12 protein-coding genes are annotated in these 12,203 nt (G+C 70.8%); 5 read left to right on the top strand and 7 right to left on the bottom strand.

Going from position 1 to position 12,203, the window contains the following annotated elements; translation table 11 throughout:
* Positions 1–167: 167 nt before the first annotated feature.
* Both IE107_RS14950 and IE107_RS34885 read right to left on the bottom strand, forming a co-directional pair.
* The gene (locus IE107_RS14950; RefSeq protein WP_189544234.1) at positions 168–1,559 is read right to left on the bottom strand and encodes a metallophosphoesterase; all 1,392 of its coding nucleotides are present in this window, start codon (positions 1,557–1,559) and stop codon (positions 168–170) included.
* Between the two features lie 29 nt (positions 1,560–1,588).
* A complete protein-coding gene (locus IE107_RS34885) occupies positions 1,589–1,834 on the bottom strand; it encodes an SCO4848 family membrane protein (RefSeq protein WP_229866927.1) in 246 nt (81 codons plus the stop codon).
* Between the two features lie 121 nt (positions 1,835–1,955).
* On the opposite strand from IE107_RS34885, the gene IE107_RS14945 reads away from it, so the two are divergent.
* Positions 1,956–3,209 carry a D-alanyl-D-alanine carboxypeptidase family protein gene (locus IE107_RS14945; protein ID WP_373302448.1) on the top strand — a complete coding sequence of 418 codons (1,254 nt, stop codon included), beginning with the start codon at positions 1,956–1,958 and terminating at the stop codon, positions 3,207–3,209.
* On the opposite strand, the gene IE107_RS14940 is transcribed toward IE107_RS14945, so the two are convergent.
* The gene (locus tag IE107_RS14940) at positions 3,157–4,104 is read right to left on the bottom strand and encodes a YihY/virulence factor BrkB family protein (protein ID WP_189544232.1); all 948 of its coding nucleotides are present in this window, start codon (positions 4,102–4,104) and stop codon (positions 3,157–3,159) included. The two genes, IE107_RS14945 and IE107_RS14940, sit on opposite strands and share 53 nt — an antisense overlap.
* 143 nt (positions 4,105–4,247) lie before the next feature.
* Between IE107_RS14940 and dprE1 the strand changes: the two genes are divergently transcribed.
* Positions 4,248–5,597: an FAD-binding oxidoreductase gene (dprE1, locus tag IE107_RS14935; RefSeq protein WP_189544231.1), complete on the top strand. Its 1,350-nt coding sequence runs from the start codon at positions 4,248–4,250 to the stop codon at positions 5,595–5,597.
* A 49-nt stretch (positions 5,598–5,646) separates the two neighbouring features.
* Positions 5,647–6,492 (top strand): decaprenylphospho-beta-D-erythro-pentofuranosid-2-ulose 2-reductase, encoded by an 846-nt coding sequence (gene dprE2, locus IE107_RS14930; RefSeq protein WP_189544230.1) that lies wholly within the window; start codon positions 5,647–5,649, stop codon positions 6,490–6,492.
* Positions 6,493–6,534: 42 nt separating this feature from the next.
* Here the strand turns inward: dprE2 and IE107_RS14925 are convergent, their stop codons facing one another.
* Both IE107_RS14925 and trpS read right to left on the bottom strand, forming a co-directional pair.
* Positions 6,535–7,125 (bottom strand): 2'-5' RNA ligase family protein, encoded by a 591-nt coding sequence (locus IE107_RS14925; protein WP_189544229.1) that lies wholly within the window; start codon positions 7,123–7,125, stop codon positions 6,535–6,537.
* A gap of 112 nt (positions 7,126–7,237) precedes the next feature.
* Entirely contained in the window at positions 7,238–8,260 is a 1,023-nt protein-coding gene (trpS, locus tag IE107_RS14920) for a tryptophan--tRNA ligase (RefSeq protein WP_189544228.1), read from the bottom strand.
* A gap of 131 nt (positions 8,261–8,391) precedes the next feature.
* Here trpS and rocD point away from each other — a divergent pair, with 131 nt between their 5' ends.
* Both rocD and IE107_RS14910 read left to right on the top strand, forming a co-directional pair.
* Positions 8,392–9,597, top strand: a complete 1,206-nt coding sequence (rocD, locus tag IE107_RS14915) for an ornithine--oxo-acid transaminase (RefSeq protein WP_189544227.1) — start codon at positions 8,392–8,394, stop codon at positions 9,595–9,597.
* Positions 9,598–9,664: 67 nt separating this feature from the next.
* The gene (locus tag IE107_RS14910; RefSeq protein ID WP_189544226.1) at positions 9,665–10,432 is read left to right on the top strand and encodes an SMI1/KNR4 family protein; all 768 of its coding nucleotides are present in this window, start codon (positions 9,665–9,667) and stop codon (positions 10,430–10,432) included.
* 230 nt (positions 10,433–10,662) lie between these two features.
* Here IE107_RS14910 and IE107_RS14905 read toward each other — a convergent pair whose 3' ends face one another.
* Positions 10,663–11,844, bottom strand: a complete 1,182-nt coding sequence (locus IE107_RS14905) for a glutathionylspermidine synthase family protein (protein ID WP_189544225.1) — start codon at positions 11,842–11,844, stop codon at positions 10,663–10,665.
* A 5-nt stretch (positions 11,845–11,849) separates the two neighbouring features.
* On the bottom strand, positions 11,850–12,125 hold the full coding sequence (locus IE107_RS14900) for a hypothetical protein (protein ID WP_189544224.1): 276 nt from the start codon (positions 12,123–12,125) through the stop codon (positions 11,850–11,852).
* Positions 12,126–12,203: the final 78 nt, after the last annotated feature.

Below are 12,203 nucleotides of genomic sequence, written 5' to 3'. Positions count from 1 at the left end.
GCCCCACCTCGGTGTTGTGCCCAGATACGCGCATCACCGCATGTTCGCGATCAGCCAATCACAAGGTTTTCACATCTGGAAGAGTAAAACTGTGACTCATAGCCTTTTGTTCGGCACTTGAAACCTCGGGTGCATGTGAACGTCCGGAACCTGTCGTCGACGGAGAGTCACGCCCGTAGTGATGCGAGTTCCACGACGGTGATGTCGGAGGGCGCGCCGACCCGTACGGGCGGCCCCCAGGCGCCCGCGCCCCGTGAGACGTACAGCTGGGTGTCGCCGTACCGGTCGAGCCCGGCGACCGTGGGATTGGCCAGGTCCGCGATGTGGTTGCCCGGCCAGAGCTGGCCCCCGTGGGTGTGGCCGGAGAGCTGGAGGTCCACTCCGTGGGCGACCGCGTCATGGATGACGACGGGCTGGTGGGCAAGGAGGACGGCGGCGCGGGTACGGTCCCGGTCGCCGAGCGCACGGGCGAAGTCGGGGCCCTGCCCTTCGCTCTCCCCAGCCACGTCATTGACGCCCGCAAGATCGAATCCACCGATCTCGACCCGGGCGTTCTCCAGCGGGTGAAGATCCAATTCCCTCACCTGATCGATCCATTGGGCGGCGCCGGAGTAGTACTCGTGATTACCGGTGACGAAGAAATTCCCCTGCCGTGAACTCAGCCGGGCGAGCGGCTCCGCGGCCGGCCCGAGATCGGCGACGGTTCCGTCGACGAGATCCCCGACCACGGCGACCAGATCGGGCTGGGTCCGGTTGATGGTGTCGACGATGCGCTGGGTGTGGGCGCGGCCGAGGATCGGGCCGAGGTGGATGTCGCTGACGACGGCGATCCGGAAGCCGTGGGCGGAGCGCGGCAGTTTGGCGAGCGGGACGGTGATCCGCTTGACCCGCGGCCCGCGCAGCACCCCGTAGGTGCCGTAGCCGACCGTACCGAGCCCGGCGACGGCGGCGGCACCCCCGACGGCCCGCGCGACGAACAGCCGGCGCGTGAGGGCGGCGGGACGGTGCGGGGCGGAGGTGTCGGTGTCGGTGTCGGTGTCGGTGACGGTGACGGTGACGGTGACGGTGACGAGGGCGCTCGGGGCCGCACCGCCGGAAGCCGGTGGGGCGGAAGCCTCCACGGCCGAGGAAACCGGCGGGCGATTTGCACCGTTTGAGCGATTCGCGAGAAGCGTGCTCTCCGCTGACGCCGCGTCCGCATCCTCCGCCCGGTCCGCCCGGTCCGCCCGGTCCGCCCGGCTCGCGAGCACCCGGCGCAGAACCGGCCGTACCGCCTCGCCCACCAGCAGAGCCAGCGTCAGGTACAGCACGGCAGCCAGCCACAGATAGCCCGGCCAGGCCAGCACCTGCTGGAGCCGGAAGGGCGCACCCGCGCGGCCGGAGACCAGCGCGCCGACGCTCAGCAGGGGCAGGACGTACGCGGCCACCGTGCCGGCTCTGCGCAGGGCACTGCCCTCGACGGTCGTGTCACCGACGAAGCGCTGCCAGAGATAGCGGTGCACACCGGCGAACAGTGCGAGCACCACGAGTACCGCCACCACAAGACCGGCCACTGCCACTCGCCCCCACCCGTCCCTCGTACGGCCAGTTATGCGCGTTCGCTGCGCAAGGCCTTGACGCCACGGAACCCGATCACACCAACAGCCGTCCCCAGGAGAAAGGACGTGATGGCGAGCAGCAGATGCACCCAGAAGTACGCAGTCGGGTCACCCGCGTCGTCGAAGGCGAGTCCGCTGCCGTCCTTCCACAGGTTCTTGACGAAAGTGATCCAGATGAACCAGCTCCACACCCCGAAGGCGAGCAGGAACCAGGAGACGGGGCGGCTGAGCTTCATGGACTCAGTATCTCCGCCGCGCTCCGGCAGAGCCGCCCGGGGTGGGCTGTCCCGGCGGAACACCCGGCGGGTCAAGCCATCCGGACCCATTTTCATATCTTCTGCCTGTACGTTTCCGATCGTGCCTGCTCTCAAAAAGACCGCACTGACGGTCATCTCTGCCGCCTTGGTGTCCACTTTTCTCGTCAGTCCGGCATCGGCGGTCGGCAAGGACACCTCCGACGACGGGCCGAAGCCGCCCTCGGACATGTCCAGGGTCGGTGGCGAACTGCTGGGCCGGCCCGGCACGCAGGTCGATCTGGGACCGGACGCCCCGGTGCTGCCGAAGGACCTCACGGGCAGGTCCTGGATCGTCGCGGACGCGGAGAGCGGCCAGGTCCTCGCCTCGCACAACTCGCACTGGCGGCTGCCTCCCGCCTCCACCCTGAAGATGCTCTTCGCGGACACCCTGATGCCCGCGCTCCAGCCGAAGACCCAGGAGTACACCGTCAAGGACGAGGACCTCGCCGGTGTCGGCGAGGGCAGCAGCCTGGTCGGCATCAAGGAGAAGCTCAGCTACACCGTCCACGACCTGTGGCTCGGGGTGTTCCTGCGGTCGGGCAACGACGCGGTGCACGTGCTGTCCTCGATGTACGGCGGTGTCCCCAAGACCGTCGACGCCATGCAGGCGCACGCCGAGGAGTTGCAGGCGCTCGACACCAAGGTGGTCTCGCCCGACGGGTACGACGCGCCCGACCAGGTCTCCAGCGCGTACGACCTGACGCTGTTCGCCCGCAGCGGGCTGCAGAAGGCGGACTTCCGGGAGTACTGCTCCACGGCCGAGGCGCAGTTCCCCGGCGCGGAGAAGAAGGGGAAGCGCGAGAGCTTCGCCATCCAGAACACGAACAAGCTGCTCACCGGCGCGGCCGGCGTCGACCCGTACAAGGGCATCGCGGGCGTCAAGAACGGCTACACCACGCACGCCGGCAACACCTTCACCGGTGTCGCCGAACGCGACGGCAAGGTGCTCCTCGTCACCGTCATGAACCCCTCGTCCGAAGAGGCCCACGCCGTCTACAAGGAGGCCGCCAGCCTCCTCGACTGGGGCTTCGACGCGAGCGGCAAGGTGACCCCGGTCGGTGAGCTGGTGCCCCCGAAGTCCGCCACCACCGGAGCCGGGTCCGGGAAGGGACCCGCGGCCGAGCAGGGCAAGGGCGAGGGCAGGAACGGCCCCGCGCAGAACGCGAAGGCCGCCGCGGCCGGGGACGGCAGCGGAGGCGTCGGGGTCGCCCTGGGCATCGCCGGGGGTGCCCTGGTGCTGCTGGCCGGCGCGGTGTTCCTGGTCAACCGCCGCTGGCCGCTGCCGGACCTGGTGCGCCGCCTTCCCCGCCGCTGACGTCCCCGGGCGCCGCCTCGGCGCCCTCGGCGTCCTCGGCGTCCTCGTTGTTCGGCGTCGCCGTCCAGGCGGCGCAGAACAGCAGCAGCCTCGCCGAGAAGTTGATCCACAGCAGCAGCGCCACCGGCACCCCGAAGGCGCCGTACATGCTCTTCGACGCCACGCTCCTCATATAGCTGCCGAGCAGCAGCTTGAGCAGTTCGAAACAGACCGCGCCGATCGCCCCGGCGACCAGGAGGCTGCGCCGCGGGGGCTCGACGCCGGGCAGCAGGGTCAGCAGATAGAGCAGCAGCAGGAAACCGGCGAGCGCCGCCACGACCAGGGCGGCCACCCGCAGCACCACGCCGCCCGCACCCCGGTCCGAGATGTTCAGCAGACCGGCGGCCCAGCCCACGGCGACGGAGCCGACCGACGACACGGCGAAAGTGGCGAGCACCGCCCCGCCGAGGCCGAACAGCAGCCCCGCGTCCTTGAGTTTGCGCAGGACCGGATTGCCCAGATCCACGTCGTCCATGCCCCAGACGGCGCGCAGGCAGTCCCGCATCGAGCCGATCCAGCCGATGCCGGTGAGGAGCAGCAGCGCACCGGCCACCAGTCCGACCGTGCCGGCATGGGTGACCAGGTTCTCGATGCCGAGCTGGTCGGAGATGCCGGGCACCTGCTCGGCCAGCTTTTCCTCGATCCTGTGGAGCTGCTCGGTGGAGAGCAGCGCTGCGCCGATCGCCGCACCCACCGCGATCAGCGGGAAGAGCGCCAGGAAGCTGATGAAGGTGATCGCGGCGGCGAGCCTGGCCCAGTGGACCCGCTCCAGCGTCTCGTAGGAGCGCCAGGTGTGCGTCGTCATCAGCCGGGCGACGATCGGCCCGATGACGGGGAGTTTTTTCAGCCAGTCCATGACGTACGGCTTACCCTCCCGAGCGCGGAAATCCGGCACCGGGCCTCGTTGCCGTAAGGACTGACGCTTCCTCAATCACCCATATCAGTGAGTGTTGTAACAAATACCTCGAAAGGGTTTTCTCGGGCGATACGGTCACCGTCATGTCTGTCGACACCGTGTCCCTGACCGGCTGGGGCCGCACCGCCCCGACGACCGCCCTGCGCTTCCGCCCCCGTTCGTACGAGGAGGCGGCGGCGACGGTGCGCGGCTGCGGACCGCGCGGCTCCATCGCCCGGGGCCTCGGCCGGGCCCATGGCGACGCGGCCCAGAACGCGGGCGGCTCCGTCCTCGACATGACCGCGCTGAACCGGATCCGGACCATCGACGCCGGGACCGGAACCGTGGTCTGCGACGCCGGGGTCAGCCTGCACCGGCTGATGGAGGTCCTGCTGCCGCTCGGCTGGTTCGTCCCCGTCACGCCCACGACCCGCTACGTCACGGTGGGCGGCGCGATCGGCGCCGACATCCACGGCCACAACCAGCACGTCTCCGGCTCCTTCTCCCGGCACGTCCAGGAACTGGAGCTGCTGACCGCCGGGGGCGAGATCCGTACGGTCCGGTCCGGCACCCCCCTGTTCGACGCGACCGCGGGCGGCCTGGGACTGACGGGCGTGATTCTCTCGGCCACCCTCCGGTGCCACCGCGTCACCAGCTCCTGGATGTCGGTCGACACCGAACGCGCCGTCGATCTGGACGACCTGCTGGAAAGGCTCTGCGCCGGGGACCACCGCTACCGCTACTCGGCCGCCTGGATCGACCTCCGCGCCCGCGGCCGGGCGACGGGCCGCTCCGTACTCACCCGAGGGGAGCACGTACCCCGGTACGCGCTCCCGGCGCGCGCCCGGCGCACACCGCTCGCGTTCCGCCCGGGGCCGCTGCCGGCCGCCCCCGCCCGCGTACCGGAGGCGCTGCTCGGCGGTGCCCCGGCCGCCCTGCTCAACGAGGTCCGGTACCGGGGCGCTCCCAGGTACCGGATCGGCGAACTCCAGAAGCTGGCCGCGTTCTTGCACCCGCTGGACGGACTGCCGCAGTGGAGCCGGGCCCCTGGGCGGACCGGCTCCGTGCGGTACCAGTTCGTCGTCGGGCACGGTCAGGAGGAGGCGCTGCGCCGGATCGTGCGCCGGATCTCCCAGCGGCGCTGCCCGGCGTCGAACGCGCTGCTCAAGCGGTTCGGCACCGGCGGCCCGGGGTGGTTGTCGTTCCCGGTGCCCGGCTGGACGCTCGCCCTCGACCTGCCCGCCGCCCTGCCCGGCCTGGCCCGGTTCCTGGACTCGCTGGACGAGGAGGTGGCGACGGCCGGCGGCCGGGTCTGCCTGGCGAAGGACTCCCGGCTCCGGCCGGAGCTGCTGTCCGCGATGTATCCGAGGCTGGCCGACTTCCGGTCGCTGCGCGCCGAGCTGGATCCGGACGGGACCTTCCGCTCCGACCTGTCGCGCCGCCTGTCGCTCTGACCCCCGTGCCCGCCCCGCCCCACCTCCCCACGTCGCAAGGAGTTTTTACGTGAAGGACGCCTTCGGAGCCCCGCAGTCCCTGCTCGTCCTCGGCGGCACGTCGGAGATCGCCCTGGCCACCGCGCGGCGGCTGATCGCCCTGCGGACCCGTACGGTCCGGCTGGCCGGGCGCCCCTCCCCCGCGCTCGAATCGGCCGCCGCCGAACTGCACGCACTCGGCGCCGACGTCCGTACGGTCGACTTCGACGCCCTGGACTCCGCATCGCACGAGACCACGCTCGGCAAGGTCTTCGCCGAGGGCGACATCGACACGGTGCTGTTCGCCTTCGGCATCGCCGGCGACCAGGGGCGCGACGAGGAGGAGCCGCTCGCCGCGGTCCGGGTCGCCCAGACCAACTACACCGGAGCGGTCTCCGCCGGGCTGGTGTGCGCCGGCGCGCTCCAGGCGCAGGGGCACGGCTCACTGGTGGTGCTGTCCTCGGTGGCGGGCGAGCGCGTCCGCCGCGCCGACTTCATCTACGGGTCCAGCAAGGCGGGGCTGGACGCGTTCACGCAGGGGCTGGGGGACGCACTGCACGGGACGGGGGTGCATGTCATGGTCGTGCGCCCCGGCGTCGTACGCCCGGAACCGGCCGCGGAGACGGTGTGGGCGGCGGAGACGGTGCGGGCCGCCGGGACGGTACGGGCCGCCGGAGCAGTGCGTGCGGCGGCCGGGTTCGCCTCGGCGCCGCTGGAGGCGTCGCCGCTCACCACGACCCCGGACGCGGTCGCGGAGGCCATCGTGACGGGGCTGCGGCGGCGCTCGGAGACGGTATGGGTGCCCGGGTCGCTGCGGGCGGTGATGTCGGCGCTGCGGCATGTGCCGCGCCCGCTGTTTCGGCGGCTGCCGATCTGAGCCGGAGGCGGCGGAGCGCGGTCAGGGGGCGCGGTCGCGTGGTCAGGGGTGCAGGGAGGGCTCGTCCACGGAGGAGCCGCCCTGCGCGGGCACGGCGGGCGCACCGCCCCCGGCGCCGAACGGGAACTCGTTGATCTTGCGCCAGACACTGTCCGAGCCCTGCTCGTACAGCGCGAAGGAACCGCAGGCCCAGGCGGCCTCGTAGTCGGCGAGCTCCGCGTACGCCCGGTCCATCGCCTCCTCGGCGATGTCGTGCGCCACGGTCACATGCGGGTGGTACGGGAACTGGAGCTCGCGCACCAGCGGCCCGGAGGCGTCCCGGACCCGCTTCTGCAGCCAGGTGCAGGCCGAGGCGCCCTCGACGACCTGGACGAAGACGACCGGCGAGAGGGGACGGAAGGTCCCCGTGCCGGACAGCCGCATCGGGAAGGGACGGCCGACCGTCGCGATCTGGGCGAGATGCGCCTCGATCGCGGGCAGGTCGGCCGCCTCGGCCTCGGTCGGCGGAAGCAGGGTGACGTGGGTGGGAATGCCGTACGCGGCAGGATCCCCGAAGCTCGCGCGCCGCTCCTGGAGCAGGCTGCCGTAGGGCTCCGGGACCGCGATCGAAACGCCGAGCGTTACGGTCCCCACGTCGTCCTCCTCCATGCTCGATGACCGGTGGCCTGTTTTCGGCCACCGACCGGTTCGACTTCCCGTCGCCAGTGTGACGCCTGCGGCCGCGAAACCGCCAGGGTCCTCGGACTCAGTGCTTCGCGGGCAGAAAGCCCATCCGGTCGTACGTCAGGGCCAGGGTCTCGGCCGCGACGGCACGGGCCTTCTCCGCGCCCTTGGCCAGAATCGAGTCCAGCGTCTCCGGGTCGTCCAGGTATTCCTGGGTACGGGTACGGAACGGTGTGACGAACTCGACCATGACCTCGGCGAGGTCGGTCTTGAGCGCACCGTAACCCTTGCCCTCGTACTTCTGCTCCAGATCCGCGATACCGGTCCCGGTGAGTGTCGAGTAGATACTCAGCAGATTGCTGACGCCGGGCTTCTCCACACGGTCGAAGCGGATCACCGTGTCGGTGTCGGTGACCGCGCTCTTCACCTTCTTGGCGGTGGCCTTCGGCTCGTCCAGGAGGTTGATCAGGCCCTTCGGGGTCGGCGCCGACTTGCTCATCTTCGCCGAGGGGTCCTGGAGGTCGTAGATCTTCGCCGTCTCCTTGAGGATGTACGGGTCCGGCACGGTGAACGTGTCGCCGTAGCTGCCGTTGAACCGCTCGGCGAGATTACGGGTCAGCTCCAGGTGCTGACGCTGGTCCTCACCGACCGGGACCTGGTCGGCCTGGTACAGCAGGATGTCGGCCACCATCAGCATCGGGTACGTGAAGAGACCGACCGTGGTGCGGTCGGCACCCTGCTTGGCGGACTTGTCCTTGAACTGCGTCATGCGCGACGCCTCGCCGAAGCCGGTGAGGCAGTTCATGATCCAGCCGAGCTGGGCGTGCTCGGGAACATGGCTCTGGACGAAGAGCGTGCAGCGCTCCGGGTCGAGACCGGCGGCGAGAAGCTGCGCGACGGCGAGCCTGGTGTTCGCGCGCAGCTCCGCGGGATCCTGCGGGATGGTGATCGCGTGCAGGTCCACGACCATGTAGAAGGCGTCGTGGGATTCCTGCAGCGCCACCCACTGGCGGACCGCGCCGAGGTAGTTGCCGAGGTGGAAAGAGCCTGCGGTGGGCTGGATTCCGGAGAGCACACGGGGGCGTTCAGAGGCCATGGAACTCATTGTCTCAGGTGCGGGCACCGAGCCCCGACCGGCCTGGCGCGCCGGGAAATACAGGTTTCCTCACCACGGATCCGACCGACGATACAAAGTGGGCACCACCCCGCCCACGCCCCACGACGAACGGAGATCCCGTGTCGACCACGGAAACCGCCATCGCCTCCGCCGAGGCGCACAGCGCGCACAACTACCATCCGCTGCCGGTCGTCGTCGCCACGGCGGACGGAGCCTGGATGACCGATGTCGAGGGCCGCCGCTACCTCGACATGCTCGCCGGCTACTCGGCGCTCAACTTCGGTCACGGCAACCGGCGCCTGATCGACGCGGCCAAGACGCAGCTGGAGCGGGTGACCCTCACCTCGCGCGCCTTCTACCACGACCGGTTCGCCGACTTCTGTACGCAGCTCGCCGAGTTGTGCGGCATGGAGTCGGTGCTGCCGATGAACACGGGCGCGGAGGCCGTGGAGACCGCGGTGAAGACGGCCCGCAAGTGGGGCTACCAGGTGAAAGGTGTCCCGGACGGCATGGCGAAGATCATCGTCGCCGCGAACAACTTCCACGGCCGGACGACGACGATCATCAGCTTCTCCACGGACCCGGAGGCGCGGGAGGACTTCGGCCCGTACACGCCGGGGTTCGAGATCGTGCCGTACGGGGATCTCACGGCGCTCCGGGAGGCGATGACCGAGAACACCGTGGCGGTGCTCATGGAGCCGATCCAGGGCGAGGCCGGGGTGCTGGTGCCGCCGCCGGGCTATCTCCCCGGGGTGCGCGCGCTCACCCGCGAACGGAACGTGCTCTTCATCGCGGACGAGATCCAGTCGGGACTGGGCCGGACCGGCCGGACCTTCGCCTGCGAGCACGAGGGCGTCGTGCCGGACATGTACGTGCTCGGCAAGGCGCTGGGCGGCGGTGTGGTGCCGGTGTCGGCGGTGGTCTCGTCGCAGGAGGTGCTGGGGGTGTACCGGCCCGGCGAGCACGGTTCGACGTTCGGCGGCAATCCCCTGGCCTGTGCGGTCGCGCTGGAGGTCATCGCGATGCTCCGCACCGGCGAGTTCCAGCAGCGGGCGGCCGAGCTGGGCGAGCACCTGCACCAGGAGCTGGGGCTGCTGGTGGGCGGCAGCGCGGTGGAGGAGGTGCGCGGCCGCGGGCTGTGGGCGGGCGTCGACATCGTCCCGGCACTCGGCACCGGCCGGGAGATCTCCGAGAAGCTGATGGGCCGCGGGGTGCTGGTCAAGGACACCCATGGCTCGACGATCCGGATCGCCCCACCGCTGGTGATCAGCAAGGAGGACCTGGACTGGGGCCTCGAACAGATCCGCGCCGTACTGCGCGGCTGACCTCCGCGCACCCCGCCGGGCAGGCCCGGGGCCTGTCCGGCGGGCCCGCCCTGGCAGAATCCGCCCCGTGAGACCTGACCTGACACTGCTGCGGGACCTGGTCGAAGCATCACCGGGGTTCGGCCGGGGCGCCGGTGCCGTACCGGAGGCGCTGATCCGCGAGGCCGAGGCCCGCGTCGGCCCGCTGCCGCCGTCGTACCGGTGGTGGCTGGCCGAGTACGGCCACGGGCGGGCCGGGAACGCGGACATCGCGACGGTGGGGCCGTGCGGCGGCGCGGCCGGGTCCGAGGACGACATGTACGAGGCCGTCACCGCCGGGTGGCGGCTGAGCGGCGACCGGCTCTGTTTCGCCGTCGAGCCGGACTGCGGCGACGAGTACCGCTTCGCGCTCGACCGGGCCGGGGAGACCGGGGAGTACCCGGTGGTCCACCGTGACGGTACGAACGGCTGCGAGTCCCCGATGGCGGAGTCCTTCGCCGGGTTCCTGGCCGTCCTGGCGGCGCGGCTGCACGGGCTGCGGGACGGGCCCAATCCCGCCGTCGCCCGCCTGTGGCGGTCGACGCCGGGCGTGCTGCTCGACAACGGCGTCCATGTCTACGGTCCGCACCTCGTCCGGGAACGCAACGAGACCTTCGAGGTGTCCCGGTACGCGCCCGGCTGGGTGCTGGTCGGCGACGACAGCGGGGGCGACGGATTCTTCATGCGCCACCACGGCCGCGACCGGACCTCCGTCCACCGGCTCGGGCTGGGCGCGATCGGCGGGGACGTGGCGGCGGCCGGCGAACGGGTCACGGACGACCTGATCGGCTGGCTGCGCGCGGGCGGGGCGTCCTGATCCGTGTCCGGCCCCAGCCCTTTGCCGTCCAGTGCCGCGACCGGCAGGGTCTGCCCGTCAAGGAGCGGCGGCCGGTGCGGTGATCGCAAGGCGGCCGGAAGCCCGGGTAGCGGCGCTGCCTGGGCTTTTGGCCGACGCCGCGAGCAATGGGGGCTCCCCTGCTCGAACGAAGCTGAGAGCTTGGGGAAGTGCCGGGCGTCGCGACGGGGCAAACCTTGTCGGTCGCGGCACTAGAGAATGACGTGCGGCAGGAAGCGGGCGTACTCGTCCGTGACCGGCCCGGCCGATTCGCGGATGCCGAGGCCGGCCGCCTCGTCCTCGACGACCCACGCCCCCAGCACCACACGGTTGCCGTCGAAGTCGGGCAGCGGTGCCAGCTCCTGGTAGCAGCACGGCTCATCCCGCAACGCGGCCGGGCTTCCCGGCTCGTGGATCGTGACCCCGGCCCCCTCGCGGCCGAGCAGCGGTTTGGCGGCCCAGCCGCCCGAAGACGCGAGTCCGCGGGGGCCGTCGAGATAGGAGGCGAGCAGGTTGGGGTGGCCGGGGTAGAGCTCCCAGAGGATCGCCAGCAGCGCCTTGTTGGACAGCAGCATCTTCCAAGCCGGCTCGATCCAGCAGGTCGTTCCCGTACCGCCGCCGTTGTCGAGGGTGTCGAGCACCTGCGGGCCGAACGGATCGGTCGCCAGCCACTCCCACGGATACAGCTTGAAGCAGCTCCGGATGAAACGGAGCCGCTCGTCGACGAACCGCCCGCTCAGCCGGTCCCAGCCGATCCGCTCGACGGAGAGCGCCTCCGTCTCGATGCCGGCCTGCGCCGCGGTCTCCCGCAGATAGGCGACCGTCATCAGGTCCTCGCCCAGCTCGTCCCCGTCGGAGTGCGCGAAGTGCAGCGGCCCCGGCGGCAGCAGGGCGGCCTGCCTCTTCCAGGCCGCGACGAGCCGTTCGTGCAGCGAGTTCCACTGGTCGGCGCCCGGGAAACGGTCCTCCATCCAGAACCACTGGGCGCTCGCGGCCTCCACCAGGGAGGTGGGGGTGTCCGCGTTGTACTCCAGCATCTTGGCCGGACCGGTGCCGTCATAGCACAGGTCGAACCTGCCGTAGAGCGAGGGCAGTTCGTCACGGCGCCGCCAGGACTGGGCGATCAGCTCGGCCAGTCGCCGGTCGGTGATGCCGAGCTCGGCGAAGCGGTCCCGTTCCACGATGTGCCCGGCCGCGGCCAGACACATCGTGTGCAGTTCCTCGACGACGTCCTCCAGCGCCTCGGCCTCGGGCAGCGAGAAGACGTAGTAGGCGCTCTCGTCCCAGTACGGGCGCAGCGATCCGTCCGGGTAGCGGGTGAGCGGGAAGACGACCCCCTGCTCCTCCACCGTCTGCTGCCAGCCGTCACGCGGCTGTACGGTGCGGCGTTCCATGCCGGTCAGCCGCCGCCGGTGCCCGAACAGCCGAAACCGCCGCGTTCGACGGCGGACTTGTCGAAACTGCCGCCCTCCACCTTGCCGTTCCTGCTGCTGCCGCCGTAGTAGTACGACCCCTTGCCGTCGCTCCTCTTGCACTCGTAGCTCGGCAGTTTGTCGTGGGTCAGCGGGTCGACGCACCGCTTGTCCGGCTCCGAACCGCAGGAGGTGATCATCGCCGCGAGCACCCCCATGCCGCCGAGCACCACGGTGCTCGACCTCAGCCTGCGTGTGGCCATGTTTCCGTCTCCCCCGCCGTACGAATCAAGCCAGTGTGGCTGTTCGTCAGATTAAAGGGCCGCCGGGTACGGCAGGAA

Origin of the sequence: Streptomyces gelaticus (genome assembly GCF_014649535.1) — a bacterium.
GTDB lineage: Bacteria > Actinomycetota > Actinomycetes > Streptomycetales > Streptomycetaceae > Streptomyces > Streptomyces gelaticus.
Note: the sequence above shows the minus strand (reverse complement) of the source record. Positions and strands in the feature narration are given on the sequence as shown.